This window comes from Metapseudomonas otitidis, assembly GCF_011397855.1.
GTDB classification, from domain to species: domain Bacteria; phylum Pseudomonadota; class Gammaproteobacteria; order Pseudomonadales; family Pseudomonadaceae; genus Metapseudomonas; species Metapseudomonas otitidis.
In genome coordinates, this window is sequence record NZ_AP022642.1 from 2,545,715 (window position 1) to 2,561,055 (window position 15,341).

Sequence of the window (15,341 nt, forward strand, 5' to 3'; positions counted from 1 at the left end):
ACGGGGCATGCGTAACTTGGCGCGCTCGCACCGCCGCCACCCGGACGGCTACAGCACCACCCTGCGGATGTCGTTTCCCGAGCTGGCCGAACGCGGCTGGCGGCAGGTGAACGATCACCGCGTGCAACGCACCGACGGCTGGGCCATCGAGGCGCAGATGGGCGACCAGGACGGCTTCCGCGTCTGGCGGTACCGGCTCATCAACCCGACCGGCACCGTGCTGTGCTGGTTGCCGAGCGCCCTCGGCGCGGCGGCCTGGGCGGAGCGTGAGCAGAGGAGGGCGGCCGATGCGCGCTAAGGCACGCCTGCAGGCGCTGGGCCGCCTCAAGACCGGGGCGATGAACAAGACCGAGGCTGCCTACGAGCAGCACCTGAAGCTGCGCCAGCAGGCCGGTGAGGTGCTCTGGTACCGGTTCGAGGGGGTGAAGCTGCGGTTGGCCGACAACACCTTCTACACCGCCGACTTCTTCGTGATGACCGCCGCCGGCCTGCTCGAGGCCCACGAGGTGAAAGGCTTCTGGACGGACGACGCCCGGGTGAAGACCAAGGTGGCGGCCGACCAGTACCCCTTCCGATTCCTTGGGGTGAAGAAGGCCAAGGGCGGCGGCTGGGACTTCGAGGAGTTCTGATGGCCATGATCCCGAAACGGCACGGACCTGACAGGAAGATCGCGGTGATTCCCCTGGGCCGGTGCGAAATCTGCCAGGGCAAGGGGGTGATCAAGGGCGTGTTTCACGACATGCCGTGCGCGGCCTGCCATGGCGCAGGCCTGGTGCATAGGGAGACGGGTGAGGCGCTGGCGCCTGAGGAAATGGTCAAGCAACTGCGCTTGAGGCTGAACAGAGCGAATCGGCTGCTGAAGCAGTACGACGAGAAGAACTACGAGAAAGGTGGACCAGGCGCTGACTACGGGACCCGCAGCGGCGCATGGGTTGGAGACTGAATAGGAGCAGGCAATGGTGCAGACAAGAGACACCGAAGAGATGCTCGAGCAATGGGGTCTGTGGGTGGTGCAGGGCAGCGGCGTTCCGAGCTGCGCTGTGGTCGGCTACCGGCCGACACCCATGATCACGGACGACGAGGCGCTGCTGCTGGATCGCCTCATCGCCAGGTTGGGCAAGCGGTACCCGGAGTGCGGCGAGGTGATCCTGCGCTACTACACCAGCGGGCTTCCGCTGGATCAGCTGTCGCGGAAGATGGGCTTCAGCAAGGAGAAGACGCGGGGGCTGTGGAAGGCTGGCGTGGCCTGGTTGGATGGAGCGCTTGAGCATCGGCGCGAGGCCGCTTGACTCGACCGGTCGAGAACCATAGAGTTTCAGCTACTTTGCGGTTTTACCGCTTGAAAAGCCCTGGCCATGCGCCGGGGCTTTTTCGTTTCTGGCTTCCTGCCAACGCATTGCTCTGCGCCGATCACTGTCTCCGCAGCCCTCAGATCGGTGCCCTTGCCCGCTCCGGCGGGCCTTTTATTCAATGGAGATCCACATGGCCGAGCCCAGCACTGCAGCGGCAGTGATAGCACCGACCGCACTGGGCATCACGGCTGCCAGCCTGGTCCCGGGCGTAGACCTCAATGCGGTGATCGGCGGAGTAGCCGGCGCCCTCTTCTTCGTGGCCTGGGCCAGGGACCTGACCGTCTGGGCCCGCCTGGCCTATCTGTTCGTGTCGTGGATCGGTGGTTACCAGGTAGCCGTCGAGGTGGTAGGCCGTGGGTATTCGACCTATAGCGGCCTCCCTGCCCTCATCTCGGGCGCGCTCATCGTCGCCGCCCTGATCAGCGTTGCGGACTGGGTGCGCGGTGGCCAGCCTCCCGCCTGGCTGCGCGCGGTGATGAGCTGGGTTCGCCCTGGCTCTGGAGGAAACGGCAATGGTTAGCACCCTGTTCACAGTCGACCCATGGGCCCTGGTGGCCGCCGTGATCTGCGCCGCCATCTCGCTCCGCGTCGTCCTGTGGCGCCCGGATGGGCACCAGTACAAGGCCGTGCCCTCTTTGCTCGCCTGGGTGCTCAGCGCCTCCAGCGGCTGCTACGCCCTGAGCGTGGTGCTGTACAGCGCCTGCGGCCAGCCGGTGGCGCCTGTGTCGCCGTGGCTGGTGTGCCTGCTGCTGGTGATGGCCGCGCTGCTCTACCGCGCCCGTGGCAACGTCGCCGCGTTCTTGAGGGTGAACTGGGAGCGGCCATGGTCGGGTGTTGAGCGTAGGAGGGGATGAGGTGTTCTCGGTCTCGTCGAAGGGGCTGGAGCAGGCCCTGGCCAACCTCACCGACCTGGAGCGCCGACAGCTTCCGTTCGCCACTGCGCTGGCCCTGACTCGTACCGCCCAGGTGGTGGCTCAGGACATCCGAGCCGAGATGTCGGCCGTGTTCGACCGGCCCACCCCGGCCACCCTCAACAGCCTGTTCATCGAGCCTGCGACCAAGCAGAAGCTGGAGGCGCGGGTGTGGATCAAGGATGGGAGGACTCGCAACGGCAAGGGCAACCTGGTCGGGCGCGAGGGGGCATGGGGAAAGGGTAGGGCTGCCTCCGCGTGGTTGACGCCCGAGATCTTCGGCGGGCCGAGAAGCCACAAGGGCATCGACTCCATGCTCAGGCGCAAGGGCATTCTCTGGCATGGTCAGTACGTGGTGCCTGGGCGTGATGCCCAGCTCGACCAGTACGGCAACATGCCGCGAGGCCTGCTCTCGAAGATCAGGTCAGGCGCCTCCCTCAACTCTGAGGAGGGCTACAAGGCCAACGCCACAGGCAGCAAGCGCAGTCGAGCCAAGGGCAACGGCAAGCGCTACTTCGTCATGCACGACGCCAACCGCCAGCCCTTCGCGGTGGCCGAGCGCACAGGCAAGGGCAGGGCTGGCCTCAAGCTGGTGATGGCTTTCGTCGGCAAGACGCCCACCTACCGCAAGGCCCTGAGCTTCTTCGAGATAGCGGACGAGACTGCCGCGCGCGTGCTTCCCGAGGAGTTCCGCAAGGCCATGGCCCAGGCGCTGGCTACGCGCAGGCGATAGGGGCGCGCTATCTGCGGGCTGATCATAAATGAGAATGACTATCGTCTTGGGTCCTCCCGGAGGGGGGTGGCCCGGAGGGTAATTCGAGCCCCGCTCGACATCTATGTATGACCTTTTTTCAGGGGTTGGTTGTTGTTTAGTCATGGCCAAAAACGAAACAACCAGGCAGCCGGGATGGTTGAACAAATCCGAGATGGCGAAGTCGCTCGGCATTTCCCCGCAAGCCTTTGATAAATGGGGCGTTGAGCCAATCGCCCGCATCGGTCGCGAGGCGTTTTATCGCGTGCAGGATGTGGTTCAAAACCGCCTCGACAACGCGGCAAAGAAGCACCAACCCAGCGGTTCGGATGGCGGGGGTGTCGATCCGCTGATCGAGTACAAGCTGATGCAGGAGCGCCTGCGTCTCACCACGGCCCAGGCCTACGCGGTCGAGCAGAAGAACCAGGTGAACGACAAACTGTTGATACCAGCGCCTTTCGTCACGTTCGCCCTGGAGAAAATCGCCTCGAAGATAGGATCCAAACTCGAAACCGTCGGCAAGACCGTAAGCCGACGCCACCCGGACATCGACGCTCGGATACTCGAAACCACGGAGCGCGAGATCGCCCTGGCCCGCAACATCGCCTCTCAGTTCGGCGACGAAATCCCGGGATACCTCGATGAGTACCTTGCAACCTTGGATCAGTGACCTCGGCAAAGCCGTACGGTTAGGGCTGCAGGGCCTGTATAAAGAACCGCCGATGACCGCGGTTCAGTGGGCCGACGAACATTTCTACATGTCGTCCGAGTCTTCGTATCACGAAGGCAAGTGGACGACTGACCCATTTCAGGTCGCCATCCTGAACGCGATGGGCAATGACCTGATCGCCGTAGTCAACTTCGTGAAGTCGGCGCGGATCGGTTACACCAAGCTTCTGATGGCCAACATCGGCTACAAGCTCCAGCACAAGCGCCGCAACATCGTGATGTGGAGCCCAACGGACACTGATTCAAAGGGCATCAGCAAGCGTCACGTCGATGGCATGATCCGCGATGTTCCTGTGATCAAGGACCTGGCGCCTTGGTTTGGCAAGAAGCACCGCGACAACACCATCGAAGCAAAGACCTTCTCGAACCGGAAAAGCCTGTGGATTCGCGGTGGTACCGCATCGGGTAACTACCGCGAGCTGTCGGCTGACGAAGCAATCTACGACGAGCTGTCGAATTTCGACCCGGACATCGAGGGCGAGGGCGATGCCGTCACCCTGGGTGACAAACGCCTCGAAGGCGCCACCTACCCGAAGTCGATCCGCGGCTCCACGCCCAAAAAGGCCGGCAGCTGCCAGATCAACAAGGCCGCCGAAGAATCGCCGATCCGCCTGCGCTTCTATGTGGCTTGCCCGCACTGCCAGCACGAGCAAACGCTGAAGTTCGGCGGCAAGGATTGCGGCTACGGCCTCAAGTGGGAAAAGGACGAGCTCGGTCAGGCCACCAAAGCCTGGTACGTGTGCGAGTGCTGCGCCGAGCGCTTCTACCATCAGGACATGGTGGCAGCGGCTCCGCACGGCCGCTGGATCTGCGATGTCACTGGCATCTGGACGCGTGACTCAATGGACTGGTTCGATAAGGACGACCAGCCGATTCGCACGCCCAAGTCCGTCGCCTTCTACTGCTGGGCCATCTACAGCACTTGGTCGGCCTGGCTGAAGATCGCCGAGGAGTGGCTGAAGATCAAAGGCGACCGCGAGAAGCTGATCACCTTTACAAACACCACGCTTGGCGAGATGTGGGAGGAGATTCAGGCCAAAGTCGACTGGGAAGAGCTCTATGGGCGCCGCGAGGTGTGGACCGGCCAGGTTCCGCTGCGTGCCGTGGTGCTTACCGGCTTCATCGACACCCAAGACGACCGCCTCGAAGGCCGTGTTTGGGCGTTTGGCCAAGGCGAAGAGGCTTGGCTGGTTCACCGCTTCATCCTCATGGGTGACCCGGCCAGCGAGGAGTTGCAGCGCAAGGCCGGCATCGAGTTGCAACGGCAGTTCACCCGTGCGGACGGCCTAGTGATGAAGGTTGATCGGTGGGGCTGGGACTCCGGCGGCCACTACACCGATGAGGTGTACGCCGCCAGCCGCAAGCACGGCCTGCTCTGGGTCATTCCGACCAAGGGTGCCAGCCAGTACGGCAAGCCAATCGCCAACATGCCGCGCACCAAGAACAAGGCCAAGGTCTACCTGACCGAGATCGGTACCGATAATGCCAAGGAGCTGATCTACAGCCGCCTCAAGCTGCCGGTCGATACCGCAAAGTCGCAGGCCGGCGAATGCCAGCCTGGCGTGATCCACCTGCCAGCCAACAGCGACATCTGCGACGAAAGCGAGGTCAGGCAACTCACCTCCGAGGTAAAGGTGCCAAAGGTTATCAATGGCTTGCGCGTTCATCGTTGGGATGCTCAAGGCCGCCGCAACGAAGCACTCGACTGCCTGGTTGGCGCCATTGCCGCGCTGCGCATCAGCCAGCAGCGCTTCGGCCTGGACCTTGACGCACTTGCGGAACAACCGCAGCCCGGTGGCGACGCCGCCAACACCGACGACGAGCGCCCCCGCGCCAAATCCTCCTTCTGGAGCAAACCCTGATGACCTACACCATCGAGCAGTACCAGAAGCTCAAGGCGGCCCTAGCCGGCGGCGAGCTTCAGGTGCGTTATGCCGATCGCTCCGTCACCTACCGAAGCGCGGACGAGATGCTACGCATCCTCCGGCAGATGGAGAGCGAACTCGGCCTCAACGCCAACAACAACCACGGGCGCCGCTACGCCTCCTTCTCCAAAGGCTACTGACATGGGCTTTCTCGACACCCTGCTTCCCGGCATGGCCGCGAAGCGCGCCGAGGCTCGCCTGCGGAAAAAGAAGCTGGACCTGCAGATCGACATCCTCGAGCGCCGCTTCGAAGGCGCTGCCAAGGGGCGTCGGAACGATGGCTGGCGAAGCAGCGGCACCGACGCGAACGCGGAGATCGGCCCGGCCCTGGCACGCCTGCGCAACCGAGCGCGCGACCTTCGCCGGAACAACCCCTATGCCGAGCGGGCCATCACCGGCATCGCCGACAACGTAGTGGGCGCCGGCATCGTCCCGCGTCCGCTGGCCAAGTCTGCCCGCGCCAACAAGAGGCTGGTCGACCTGTGGAAAGCCTGGGGCGAGGAGACGCTCTGCGACGCAGACGGCCTGGAGAACTTCTACGGTCTGCAGCACAAGATCATGGAGGCCGTGCCGGAGGGCGGCGAGGTGCTGGTGCGTCGCCGCTGGCGCAAGTCCACCGATGGCCTGCCGGTGCCGATGCAACTGCAGGTCCTGGAAGCCGACTTCCTCGATGAGGAGAAGAACGGCCCGAACGGTGGCAACGAGATCATCCAGGGCATCGAGTTCAGCCCCATCGGCAAGCGGGTGGCCTACTGGATCTTCGACCAACACCCCGGCTCGAACAGCGCCTGGCGCACCTCGCCATCCCGGCGCATCCCGGCGGAAGACGTCATCCACGTCTTCCTGCCCAAGCGGCCTGGCCAGGCCAGGGGCTACAGCTGGTTCGCCCCGGTGATGCAGCGCCTGCGCAACTTCGACGAGATGGAAGACGCCGTCATGGAGCAGGCCAAGATCGCCGCCTGCTTCGCCGCGTTCGTCGTGAAGGACGACAGCTCTACCAGCGCCCGCAAGCCGCCTCCCCTGGTTGAACGGGTAGAGCCCGGGATCATCCAGGAGCTGGCCCAGGGCGAGGACGTCACCTTCGGCACACCGCCAACCTTCAACGGCTACGACTCCTACGCCTGGCAGGGGCTGCATGCCATCTCCGTCGGCCTGGGGGTTCCCTACGAACTCACCACCGGCGACCTGAAGGGCGTGAACTTCTCCAGCGGCCGGATGGGCTGGCTGCACTTCGCCCGACGGGTCGACGTCTGGCAATGGCGGATGCTGATCCCCCAGCTGTGCGTCGGCGTATGGCGCTGGTTCATGGAGGCCCAGGCCTTGCTGCCCGGCGGCGTGCTCGAGGACGTGAAAGCCGAGTGGACGCCGCCGCGCCGGGAGATGGTCGATCCGAAGTCCGAGATCGAGGCCGTGAAGCAGCGCCTGCGCAACGGCCTGGTCACCTGGCCGGACGCCCTGCGCGAGCTGGGCATCACCGATCCCCATGCCCACGCCAAGAACATCCAGGAAGCCAACGCCCTGCTCGACGAGCTCGGCCTGATCCTCGACTGCGACCCCCGCAAGGTGCTCGCGGCTGGATCGGCAGCGGCTGCCACCAACACCACCACAGAGAAGCCGAAAAATGCCGCAGACGACCAACAAGACGCATGAGACCCCCATGCTCACGCTGCGCGCCGCGGTAAGGCCGGACACGGTCGACATCGAGGCCCGCACCGTAGAGCTGGTCTGGACCACCGGAGCCAAAGGGCGCCGCTGGAACTGGGACGTGGGCTACTACCTGGAGGAGCTGGAAGTCAGCGACTCCGCCGTCAAGCTCGACCGCCTCAACAACGGAGCACCCCTGCTCAACGTCCACAACCAGTGGGAGCTCAGTTCCGTGCTGGCCGTGGTTGAGCGGGCCTGGCTGGAGAACGGGGAGGGCAAGGCCCTTGTCCGCTTCAGCCAGCGCGAAGACGCCGACGAGGTGTTCCGCGACGTGAAGGACGGAATCCTCCGCAACATCAGCGTCGGCTACACCGTGCACCGCTACGTCCTCGTCGAGGGCGGCGACGACACCATGCCCCTCTACCGCGCTGTGGACTGGGAGCCCATGGAGCTCTCCCTGGTCCCCGTCGGCTTCGACGACGGAGCCAAGGTCCGCAGCGCCAAGACGCCGGCCGAATACGACGGCCAGCGTTTCAACACCGTTTTCGAAACTCGGGAGGCCGAAGCGCCTACCGACCAACCGGCCGCCGTGGCCAACCCCCAAGAGGAAACCGAGATGACCGAAGAAGAGAAACGCGCGGCCGAAGAGCTGATCCGCCGTGAAGCAGCCGAGGCCGAGCGCAAGCGCGGCGTCACCATCCGCACCATGGCCAAGAAGGCGGGCCTGGATGACGACTTCGCCGAGGACCTCATCGCCCGGGGCGTATCGACGACCGAAGCCAGCGCCGCCATGTTCGACAAGCTGGCCGAGCGTCAGCAGAAGGACCAGCCGGAAACCCGCAACACCCTGCCCACCGGCGGCCAGGACCAGGGCGTCTTGCTGGCCAAGCGCTCCGCGATGCTCAATGCACTGCTCCATCGCTGCAACTCCTCCATCAAGCTGGAGGAGGACGGCCGCGAGTACCGCGGCATGCGCCTGATCGACATGGCCCGCGAGGCCATCGAACAGGTGGGTGGCAGCGTGCGTGGCATGACCCCGCAGGAAGTAGCCCGCGCCGCCCTGGGCTGTGACCGCCAGGCCATGCGCGCCGCCGGCATGCACTCCACCAGCGACTTCCCGCTGCTGCTGGGCAGCACCGTCAACCGTACCCTGCGTGACGCCTACCAGCTGGCGCCACAGACCTGGCGCCCGCTGGGTCGTCAGACCAGTGTCCCCGACTTCCGTGCCGTCACCCGCGCCGCCCTGGGCGACATCTCCGCGCTGGAGAAGGTGCAGGAGCACGGCGAGTACAAGTACGGCACCATGAGCGAGGACGGCGCCCCGCTGAAGGTGGCCAAGTTCGGCAAGATCATCGCCATCACCTGGGAAGCGATCGTCAACGACGACCTCGGCGCCCTTTCGCGTATTCCCCAGGCCCTGGGCAATGCCGCCGCGCAGACTGAGTCCGATGTGGTCTGGTCGCTGCTGCTGGGCAACCCGAACTTCACCGACGGCAACCCGGTGTTCGACGCCTCCCACGGCAACCTGGCCGCCAGCGGTGGCGCCATCAACACCACCACCCTGGCCGCCGCCCGCGCCGCGATGCGCAAGCAGCAGTCCAAGGCCGGCCACTATCTCAACCTCGGCCCCGAATTCCTGGTGGTCGGCCCGGACAAGGAGCTGGAGGCCTTCCAGTTCACCAGCTCCAACTACGTGCCGGCGAAGAACGCCGACATCAACGACAGCCGCAACACCTCGCTGACCGTGATCGTCGACGCCCGGATCACCGGCAACCAGTGGTACCTCTATGCCGCCCCTGGTGTCGTGGACACCTTCGAGTACGCCTACCTTGAGGGCGAGCCCGGCGTCTTTACCGAGACCCGCGAGGGCTTCGAGGTGGACGGCATGGAGATCAAGGCCCGCCTGGTCTTCGGCGCCGCCTGGATCGACTACCGCGGCGTCTACAAGAACGCCGGCACCTGACCGCCAGCCACCAACCCCTACAGGGCGCCTCCGGGCGCCCTTTCTGTTTCTGCTCTCCCTCAGCGAGGTGACACATGAAAACCTTCATCCAGAACGGCGACTGCCTCACCGTCCCGGCACCCAACGGCGGCACCATCTCCGGCCAGCTCTACAAGGTCGGCTCCATCATCGGTGTGGCAGCCACCACCGAGGCGGCCGGTGACCCGGTGGTGCTCAAGCTCACCGGCGTCTTCGCGCTGACCAAGACCAGCGCCCAGGCTTGGGCTGTCGGCGATCCGGTGTTCATGAACACCACCAGCCGCTCGCTCTCCAACGCCTCGTCCACCGGCCTGGTACTGGTCGGCGTGGCCACCGAGGTCGCTGCCAACCCGTCCTCGGTCGGCCGCGTGCGCCTCAACGGCGTCTCCGCCCCGGCCGCCGTGGCGTAAGCCATGGCCTGGGCCGATATGCGCGACCGCATGCATGAGCGCGTGGTCGCGCACCTCAACGACGGCACCGCCGAGTACAACGCCAACGACGGCACGCCCCCAGTTCGCTGCCTGCCAGTGATCGTCGAGAACAACCTGATGCAGAACGGCCCGGATGGCCTCATGCGTTCGGACGCGATCGGCGTGACCTGGCGCAAGCAGCTCCTGGAGACGGCCGAGCGCGGCGGGATCTTCACCCACTGCGGCCGCCGGCTGATCGTCGAGCAGGTCATCGCGGACGACGGCCACATGGTGACCGCCGCCTGCATGGAGGACGCATGAGCAACATCCTCACCGCCGTCCGCCTGGCCGTGCTGGAGCGTGTCCATGGCATCACCGCCGCGAACGGGTACCGGACCAGCATCGGCGACCACCTCAAGACCGGGTGGCTGAACGAGGTGCTGGGCGAGAAGAACCTCCCGGACCAGTTCGCGCTGGTGCAGCGGGCCAAGAACAACCCGCCGGAGCCTGGGCCCGCTGCGATCAAGGTGCACTGCGGCTTCTTCGTGGTCGGCCTGATCAAAGCGGACTTCCTCAGTTACGAGGAAGCGCTCGAAGCCATGGAGCTCGACATCTGCCAGGCCCTGATGCCGCGCCAGGGAGGCTTCCCAGCCGGATTCCCGAAAGGGGTAACCGCTTTAACGCTCGGCGCCACCGAGTCCTTCCCGCCCGGGGATGGCCAGCGCCATGCCGGGGTACTCGTTCCCGTCCACATCACCACCATCATCCAGGAGCAGATCCGCCGATGAGCACCGAGAAAACCGTGCAGCTGGTCGAGGTCGAACTCGCCGGCGAGCACCGCCACAACGGCGTCGACCACAAGGCCGGCGACAAGATCAAGGTCACCCCCAAGCAGCAGGCGTTCCTCCAGAGCGCCAAGAAGCTCAAGGGCACCGCAACCGCAGCCACCAAGGAGTGACTGAGCCATGGCAACCACGAAAGAGACGGTCGTAATCGGCGGCCACCTGAAGGCGCGCGAAGCGGGCTCCGGGCTGCCCTTCCAGAAGGTCGGCCTGGTGAGCACCATCCAGCACACCACCGAGACCAACAGCCTGTCCCTGGCCGACACCACCACCCCCCAGGGTGGCGAGTACGACAGCCTGGACCGCGTCACCTCCGTAGGGCTCAGCATCAACTTCCGCGAGATCTACACCTGGGTGCTGGCCGCCCTGGTCTGGGGCAGCGCCACCAGCGTCGCCGCCACCACCATCACCGGCGAGAAGCACACCGCCGCCACCGCCGGCACCATCGCCCTGGAGCGGATGCCCCTGGCCATCTCCGGCGTGAGCAACGAAGCCGGCACCACCGACTACGACGAGTTCGACGACTGGGTCATGACCGGCTCCGGCATCGAGGTCGTGGCCGGCGGCGCGCTGGATATTGCAATCAAGGCCGCCCCGTCCGGCACCCCGTTCAAGGTCAGCGTCGACTACAGCTCCGCCGCAGAAGACGTGATCGAGGCCCTGACCAACAGCGGCAAGGTCTTCGAGTTCCTGTTCGAGGGCGAGAACGCCGCCGGCACTCAGCGGCGCGTCGAGGCCCGCTTCTTCCAATGCCGCCTCAACCTGGCCACCACCATGGACTGGATCAACACCGAAGACTTCGGCGGCTTCGAGGCCACGGCAAAGGTGCTGCGCGACGACAGCAAGGTCGGCGCCGGCGTATCGAAGTACTTCCGAATCAAGAAGGAGCTGGTGGCGTAACGAGAAAGCCCCGCTCTAGGGCGGGGCTTTTCAGATTCACAGTGTTCACTCCGCGCTTCGAGCGAGCCGGTCTCGGCTATTACTGATTCGCTTTGCCACAGCCTCTTGTCGAGTTTCGGGAGTCTTCTGCACTTTCACGACCTTGACCGTCTTTCTGGGTTTGGATTGCTCTGAAAGAAGGGCATTACTGAGTAGCGTCAGTTGAGACTCAATCGCTTCAAGCTTCGCTGTGCTGTAGGAGATGTGCTCCTGCATGGCTCCAGCGTTTGCTGAAGACTGGAGCCCGTGAATGGCTTCTAGCGCTTCATCCAATTGGCCATACAGGTCGAGTAGAAGGTGACTTCCGCTGGTGGATGGCCCACCGGGAACCGGCGGTGAATGGTCGAGAATGGACATGATTGCTTCGTCCATGTCGAAACTAGCATCAAGCCTGGCAACAAGCTCTGCATTGACGGAGCACCCGTTGCGGTCTGCGGCAGCCTTGAGCTTCTCGTAGACCGACATTGGCATGCGGAACTGTGATCTGTAGGTATCGTCCATGTCACTAGCTTGACACTAAAAATGCCTGAGATATAGTGACAGCGTGTCACTAAGGAGGGTCGTCATGTCACAAGTAACTCGTACTCAAACGCGAATCCCCACTGAGCTAATGGAGTGGGTGAAGCAGCAAGCTGAAAAGCAGAACCGCTCCATGAACAAGCAGATCGTTGAGTTTCTCCTGCAGGCCAGGCGGAGTCAGCAATGCTCATAAACGACGAAGCCCCAGTCGCTGCAACGACTAGGGCCTCAGGTGTGAAAACTTTGGAAGGAGTTCACGAGATGAATAGTACCGCAGGAAACACGGATTGCAATGTCCAGCGCCGGACATGCTCGGTGATTCCGTTTCTCTTTGAGGAGCAGCAGGTTCGAACTCTGCTGATCGACGATCAGCCGTGGTTTGTCGCGGTCGATGTGGCTACTGCGCTGCAGTACACCGAGGCGAGCAAGATGACTCGTAACCTCGATGGCGATGAAAAGGGTCTCCACAATGTGGTGACCCTTGGCGGCGTCCAGGAAATGCTGATCATCAACGAGTCCGGCCTGTACTCCGCGATCCTGCGATCTCGTAAGAATGAGGCCAAGCGCTTCAAGAAGTGGGTCACTTCTGTTGTCCTGCCCGCCATCCGCAAGCATGGCAGGTTCGAGGACACCGAAGGGCGCTTGGAAACCCTGGTTGGGCAGACCATCGGCACCGACGGCTTCCACTGCCTGGCCGCCGTAGTCGACGGCAAGACCAAGCGCCTCCCGGCGGCACTGCGGCGCGGTGCCAAGAACCACCTCTGGTCCCAGGTGCACAAGGCCTTCAGCGTCGTGACCGCCGAGGACATCCCAGCCAGCCAACTGGACGCCGCCCGCAACTTCGTCGCCGCCTACGCCCTGGAAGGGGAGTGGCTGGGGCGTGATGCCCTGGAGGGCTTCGGTGGACTGATCGGGAAGAAGCTCAAGGGTTCCGAGCGTTGGATGGTCTCCGTCGACCACACCGGCCAGGAGCAGTACACCCCGATTCCCGAGAACGCCAGCGTGCTGAGCTACGAAGACCTGATCGCCGGCATGGTCTCCACCCGGGGTGACATCCCGGTTTCGACCGACGAGATGTTCGAGTTCATGATGGCGGCGCTGACCAACCTCAAGTGCCGTACCGACAACATGCAGCACATGCTGCGCAACCAGAGGGCTGCAGCATGAGCGAGGTCATCAACCGCACCACCACCATGAGCAGTCGGGAGATCGCGGCGCTCACCGAAAAGCAGCACCAACACGTCAAGCGCGATATTGAAAGGATGCTTGCCGAGCTTGGGGAAGATGCGTCCAATTTTGGACGCATCTATCTCGACAGCATGAACCGGGAGAAAACCGAGTATCTGCTGGACCGTGACCACGTTGAATGCCTGCTCGCAGGCTACAGCGCACCGCTGCGCATGAAGGTAATCCGCCGGCTCCATGAACTGGAGGACGCAGCAGGGTACCGCCTGCCAATCGAGCGCAAGCTGCCCACTGCTGCCGACAGCTTCAACGCCGGCCTGGTGATCGCCAAGGCCCTTGGACTGGACGGCAACCAGGCGGTGCTCAGCGCCAACCGGATGGTGGCTGCAACCCTGGGCGTCGACGTGATGCAGATGGCCGGCGTACAGCACCTTGTGTGCGAATCGCAGGAGATGACCTTCACCCCGAGCGAGATGGGGTGCAGGCTCGGTGGCATGAGCGGCCAGGGAGTCAACAAGCTGCTGGAGCGGTGCGGCCTGCAGCGGTCGTTCGAGTACCGCAAAGGCCGGAAGCGCTGGGAGGTCCTGCCGGACGGCAGGCCCTTCGCCGTGATCGTGGACACCGCCAAGAAGCACAGCGACGGCGCTCCGGTGCAGCAGATCCGCTGGAAGGAATCGGCCCTGGACCGTCTCGCGCCCGCGCTGACGCCGTAGCCAAGCCCTCAATGCCGAACCCAGCCAAGCGCTGGGTTTCGGTGCTGGTGCTCTGCTACATTCGGCCCTTTGAAGCCAAGGAGGGGAAGATATGCAGTGCCCAAAATGCAACTACGAGCCGACACTGTCAGAGGTTCAAAGGAGCCCTAATGATTGTGTAAGTTGTGGAATAAATTATGAAGGGCACGCACGGCATATGGCCGAGCTTGCTGAGAAGAAAAAGGCTGAAGCGCAACTAAATGCTTCAATGGCCAAAGCCCCGCCCGCGATAAAAAATGCAATTGCTAAATATCCTGGTGCTCAACCTGTTGTTGTTGTAGATATAAACATGAGCTTTTGGTCTATGGTCATGTTTATGGTTAAGTGGGTTTTTGCAACAATTCCTGCCGCAATAATAATTGCGCTTATCGTCTATGGTGGTATCTCGATATTTGGCATAGTAGGAAGTGCATTTGATGCTCCGAATTACCAAACCGGTTCCATTCAGCCAAAGACGAGTTCTGGAGGGTATTCTGTTGATCCGCCGAGGCCCTCTGCTCCGGCTCAGGTGGTAAGCGCTGCGCTTATTGGGAAGGGGTTTGATGAGGGCGAATTTGGCAATGACAAGATAACAATCAGCATTCTTTTCAAGAATGATGGCTCTAAAGGCATACGCGCATTTGATGGAGTTCTTGAATTCACTGACTTGCTTGGCAATGTTATTCTCAGGTCTAACGTTAGAGTTAATGAGTCGCTTCCTGCTGGTCAAAGTCTGCCTTGGGATGGGTCAATTGATTATAATGAGTTCATTGCAAGTAATCGAAATCTTCGCAATGAAACACAGGAGAACGTTCGTCTGAATTTTGAATTGGGAAAGGTATTGTATTCGGACGGAAGTAAAGAAGAGTTCTAGTACCCTCAACTAATCAAAGCCCGCTTCGGCGGGTTTTTTTATGGAGACGAAAAAGTGAAGCCTGACATTGACCAGAGCCTGTCGCAGTTCATTGGCGCGGCTGTTCCGATCCCCCTGCGCGCGCCAGGGTACGAGGTGCACATGATCCAGCTGCGCCAGGTGCCCGCGATCAACCGCTGCCTGGCTCCGCTGCGCTCGACCTTCGAGAGCCTGGCCCAAGCGCTGGAGGCAGCACGAAGCGAAGGCGCCGACATGGGCGGGCTTTTTGACCAGGCGCTGGCCGTCATCGACGTTATGCAGATGCTGGAGGAGCACCGCCCGCTGTTGCTGGAGCTGCTCGCCGAGATTACCCGGCGCACCCCCGACGACATCGACAGCCTGGAGCTGGACGACCTGCTGGGCCTGTTGGCTGCTGCGGTGGAGCTCAACCTCGATTTTTTCTTCCTGCGCCTGCAGCCGCAACTGCGGGCGAGCCTGGTGGAACTGGCCGTGGCGATTTCTTCGAGACGGCGCAGCTCCTGATCCAGAACGGGCACACGCGGGCCTCC

Annotated in this window: 23 protein-coding genes; 22 read left to right on the forward strand and 1 reads right to left on the reverse strand. The window is 63.1% G+C overall.

From position 1 onward, the window contains the following. Nucleotides 1-7 precede the first annotated feature (7 nt). The 17 genes from PotMrB4_RS11700 to PotMrB4_RS11780 all read left to right on the forward strand — a co-directional run bounded on the left by PotMrB4_RS11700 (nt 8) and on the right by PotMrB4_RS11780 (nt 11,445). Nucleotides 8-298, forward strand: a complete 291-nt coding sequence (locus tag PotMrB4_RS11700; RefSeq protein WP_172433345.1) for a hypothetical protein — start codon at nt 8-10, stop codon at nt 296-298. Beyond that, nucleotides 288-629: a DUF1064 domain-containing protein gene (locus PotMrB4_RS11705; RefSeq protein WP_160480320.1), complete on the forward strand. Its 342-nt coding sequence runs from the start codon at nt 288-290 to the stop codon at nt 627-629. Before PotMrB4_RS11700 ends, PotMrB4_RS11705 begins: the two co-directional genes overlap by 11 nt. Then, the gene (locus tag PotMrB4_RS11710) at nt 629-943 is read left to right on the forward strand and encodes a hypothetical protein (RefSeq protein WP_172433346.1); all 315 of its coding nucleotides are present in this window, start codon (nt 629-631) and stop codon (nt 941-943) included. The genes PotMrB4_RS11705 and PotMrB4_RS11710 overlap by 1 nt, the downstream gene beginning before the upstream one ends. Before the next feature lie 13 nt (nt 944-956). After that, nucleotides 957-1,289, forward strand: coding sequence for an antiterminator Q family protein (locus PotMrB4_RS11715; RefSeq protein ID WP_172433347.1), 333 nt, complete (start codon nt 957-959; stop codon nt 1,287-1,289). 193 nt (nt 1,290-1,482) lie between these two features. Further along, a complete protein-coding gene (locus tag PotMrB4_RS11720) occupies nt 1,483-1,872 on the forward strand; it encodes a putative holin (RefSeq protein WP_160482062.1) in 390 nt (129 codons plus the stop codon). Continuing rightward, the gene (locus PotMrB4_RS11725) at nt 1,865-2,206 is read left to right on the forward strand and encodes a phage holin family protein (protein WP_172433348.1); all 342 of its coding nucleotides are present in this window, start codon (nt 1,865-1,867) and stop codon (nt 2,204-2,206) included. The genes PotMrB4_RS11720 and PotMrB4_RS11725 overlap by 8 nt, the downstream gene beginning before the upstream one ends. A 1-nt stretch (nt 2,207) precedes the next feature. Continuing rightward, nucleotides 2,208-2,996: a hypothetical protein gene (locus PotMrB4_RS11730; protein WP_172433349.1), complete on the forward strand. Its 789-nt coding sequence runs from the start codon at nt 2,208-2,210 to the stop codon at nt 2,994-2,996. Nucleotides 2,997-3,138: 142 nt separating this feature from the next. Next, entirely contained in the window at nt 3,139-3,684 is a 546-nt protein-coding gene (locus PotMrB4_RS11735) for a terminase small subunit (protein WP_172433350.1), read from the forward strand. Further along, nucleotides 3,656-5,605 carry a phage terminase large subunit family protein gene (locus PotMrB4_RS11740; RefSeq protein ID WP_172433351.1) on the forward strand — a complete coding sequence of 650 codons (1,950 nt, stop codon included), beginning with the start codon at nt 3,656-3,658 and terminating at the stop codon, nt 5,603-5,605. Before PotMrB4_RS11735 ends, PotMrB4_RS11740 begins: the two co-directional genes overlap by 29 nt. Then, nucleotides 5,605-5,808, forward strand: coding sequence for a phage head-tail joining protein (locus PotMrB4_RS11745; protein ID WP_172433352.1), 204 nt, complete (start codon nt 5,605-5,607; stop codon nt 5,806-5,808). Before PotMrB4_RS11740 ends, PotMrB4_RS11745 begins: the two co-directional genes overlap by 1 nt. Before the next feature lies 1 nt (nt 5,809). Then, the gene (locus tag PotMrB4_RS11750) at nt 5,810-7,318 is read left to right on the forward strand and encodes a phage portal protein (protein WP_172433353.1); all 1,509 of its coding nucleotides are present in this window, start codon (nt 5,810-5,812) and stop codon (nt 7,316-7,318) included. Nucleotides 7,319-7,325: 7 nt separating this feature from the next. After that, entirely contained in the window at nt 7,326-9,275 is a 1,950-nt protein-coding gene (locus PotMrB4_RS11755; RefSeq protein WP_172433354.1) for a prohead protease/major capsid protein fusion protein, read from the forward strand. Between the two features lie 74 nt (nt 9,276-9,349). After that, entirely contained in the window at nt 9,350-9,703 is a 354-nt protein-coding gene (locus PotMrB4_RS11760; protein WP_172433355.1) for a DUF2190 family protein, read from the forward strand. A 3-nt stretch (nt 9,704-9,706) separates the two neighbouring features. Then, on the forward strand, nt 9,707-10,024 hold the full coding sequence (locus tag PotMrB4_RS11765; RefSeq protein WP_172433356.1) for a hypothetical protein: 318 nt from the start codon (nt 9,707-9,709) through the stop codon (nt 10,022-10,024). Continuing rightward, a complete protein-coding gene (locus tag PotMrB4_RS11770) occupies nt 10,021-10,491 on the forward strand; it encodes a hypothetical protein (RefSeq protein ID WP_172433357.1) in 471 nt (156 codons plus the stop codon). The genes PotMrB4_RS11765 and PotMrB4_RS11770 overlap by 4 nt, the downstream gene beginning before the upstream one ends. After that, nucleotides 10,488-10,661 carry a DUF7210 family protein gene (locus tag PotMrB4_RS11775; protein WP_172433358.1) on the forward strand — a complete coding sequence of 58 codons (174 nt, stop codon included), beginning with the start codon at nt 10,488-10,490 and terminating at the stop codon, nt 10,659-10,661. The genes PotMrB4_RS11770 and PotMrB4_RS11775 overlap by 4 nt, the downstream gene beginning before the upstream one ends. A gap of 7 nt (nt 10,662-10,668) precedes the next feature. Continuing rightward, complete coding sequence (locus tag PotMrB4_RS11780) at nt 10,669-11,445, forward strand: phage tail tube protein (protein ID WP_172433359.1); 777 nt, start codon at nt 10,669-10,671, stop codon at nt 11,443-11,445. A 45-nt stretch (nt 11,446-11,490) separates the two neighbouring features. Here the strand turns inward: PotMrB4_RS11780 and PotMrB4_RS11785 are convergent, their stop codons facing one another. Beyond that, nucleotides 11,491-11,985: an Arc family DNA-binding protein gene (locus tag PotMrB4_RS11785; protein ID WP_172433360.1), complete on the reverse strand. Its 495-nt coding sequence runs from the start codon at nt 11,983-11,985 to the stop codon at nt 11,491-11,493. A gap of 109 nt (nt 11,986-12,094) precedes the next feature. On the opposite strand from PotMrB4_RS11785, the gene PotMrB4_RS28485 reads away from it, so the two are divergent. From PotMrB4_RS28485 to PotMrB4_RS11810, 5 genes are all read left to right on the forward strand, one after another. Then, nucleotides 12,095-12,196, forward strand: coding sequence for a hypothetical protein (locus PotMrB4_RS28485; RefSeq protein ID WP_394354037.1), 102 nt, complete (start codon nt 12,095-12,097; stop codon nt 12,194-12,196). A gap of 68 nt (nt 12,197-12,264) precedes the next feature. Continuing rightward, nucleotides 12,265-13,170 (forward strand): BRO-N domain-containing protein, encoded by a 906-nt coding sequence (locus tag PotMrB4_RS11795; protein WP_172433362.1) that lies wholly within the window; start codon nt 12,265-12,267, stop codon nt 13,168-13,170. Continuing rightward, a complete protein-coding gene (locus PotMrB4_RS11800) occupies nt 13,167-13,901 on the forward strand; it encodes a Rha family transcriptional regulator (RefSeq protein WP_172433363.1) in 735 nt (244 codons plus the stop codon). The genes PotMrB4_RS11795 and PotMrB4_RS11800 overlap by 4 nt, the downstream gene beginning before the upstream one ends. Nucleotides 13,902-13,992: 91 nt before the next feature. Further along, on the forward strand, nt 13,993-14,793 hold the full coding sequence (locus tag PotMrB4_RS11805; protein WP_172432196.1) for a hypothetical protein: 801 nt from the start codon (nt 13,993-13,995) through the stop codon (nt 14,791-14,793). 54 nt (nt 14,794-14,847) lie between these two features. Next, on the forward strand, nt 14,848-15,315 hold the full coding sequence (locus tag PotMrB4_RS11810; protein ID WP_172433364.1) for a hypothetical protein: 468 nt from the start codon (nt 14,848-14,850) through the stop codon (nt 15,313-15,315). Nucleotides 15,316-15,341: the final 26 nt, after the last annotated feature.

Bases quoted from the DNA above. Each gene is read 5' to 3' on its own strand.
- PotMrB4_RS11735 (WP_172433350.1), top strand. From the start codon at position 3,139: ATGGCCAAAAACGAAACAACCAGGCAGCCGGGATGGTTGAACAAATCC.
- PotMrB4_RS11750 (WP_172433353.1), top strand. From the start codon at position 5,810: ATGGGCTTTCTCGACACCCTGCTTCCCGGCATGGCCGCGAAGCGCGCC.
- PotMrB4_RS11710 (WP_172433346.1), top strand. From the start codon at position 629: ATGGCCATGATCCCGAAACGGCACGGACCTGACAGGAAGATCGCGGTG.
- PotMrB4_RS11795 (WP_172433362.1), top strand. From the start codon at position 12,265: ATGAATAGTACCGCAGGAAACACGGATTGCAATGTCCAGCGCCGGACA.
- PotMrB4_RS11715 (WP_172433347.1), top strand. From the start codon at position 957: ATGGTGCAGACAAGAGACACCGAAGAGATGCTCGAGCAATGGGGTCTG.
- PotMrB4_RS11805 (WP_172432196.1), top strand. From the start codon at position 13,993: ATGCAGTGCCCAAAATGCAACTACGAGCCGACACTGTCAGAGGTTCAA.
- PotMrB4_RS28485 (WP_394354037.1), top strand. From the start codon at position 12,095: ATGGAGTGGGTGAAGCAGCAAGCTGAAAAGCAGAACCGCTCCATGAAC.
- PotMrB4_RS11700 (WP_172433345.1), top strand. From the start codon at position 8: ATGCGTAACTTGGCGCGCTCGCACCGCCGCCACCCGGACGGCTACAGC.
- PotMrB4_RS11785 (WP_172433360.1), bottom strand. From the start codon at position 11,985: ATGGACGATACCTACAGATCACAGTTCCGCATGCCAATGTCGGTCTAC.
- PotMrB4_RS11800 (WP_172433363.1), top strand. From the start codon at position 13,167: ATGAGCGAGGTCATCAACCGCACCACCACCATGAGCAGTCGGGAGATC.
- PotMrB4_RS11775 (WP_172433358.1), top strand. From the start codon at position 10,488: ATGAGCACCGAGAAAACCGTGCAGCTGGTCGAGGTCGAACTCGCCGGC.
- PotMrB4_RS11725 (WP_172433348.1), top strand. From the start codon at position 1,865: ATGGTTAGCACCCTGTTCACAGTCGACCCATGGGCCCTGGTGGCCGCC.
- PotMrB4_RS11765 (WP_172433356.1), top strand. From the start codon at position 9,707: ATGGCCTGGGCCGATATGCGCGACCGCATGCATGAGCGCGTGGTCGCG.
- PotMrB4_RS11740 (WP_172433351.1), top strand. From the start codon at position 3,656: ATGAGTACCTTGCAACCTTGGATCAGTGACCTCGGCAAAGCCGTACGG.
- PotMrB4_RS11705 (WP_160480320.1), top strand. From the start codon at position 288: ATGCGCGCTAAGGCACGCCTGCAGGCGCTGGGCCGCCTCAAGACCGGG.
- PotMrB4_RS11760 (WP_172433355.1), top strand. From the start codon at position 9,350: ATGAAAACCTTCATCCAGAACGGCGACTGCCTCACCGTCCCGGCACCC.
- PotMrB4_RS11745 (WP_172433352.1), top strand. From the start codon at position 5,605: ATGACCTACACCATCGAGCAGTACCAGAAGCTCAAGGCGGCCCTAGCC.
- PotMrB4_RS11770 (WP_172433357.1), top strand. From the start codon at position 10,021: ATGAGCAACATCCTCACCGCCGTCCGCCTGGCCGTGCTGGAGCGTGTC.
- PotMrB4_RS11780 (WP_172433359.1), top strand. From the start codon at position 10,669: ATGGCAACCACGAAAGAGACGGTCGTAATCGGCGGCCACCTGAAGGCG.
- PotMrB4_RS11755 (WP_172433354.1), top strand. From the start codon at position 7,326: ATGCTCACGCTGCGCGCCGCGGTAAGGCCGGACACGGTCGACATCGAG.
- PotMrB4_RS11720 (WP_160482062.1), top strand. From the start codon at position 1,483: ATGGCCGAGCCCAGCACTGCAGCGGCAGTGATAGCACCGACCGCACTG.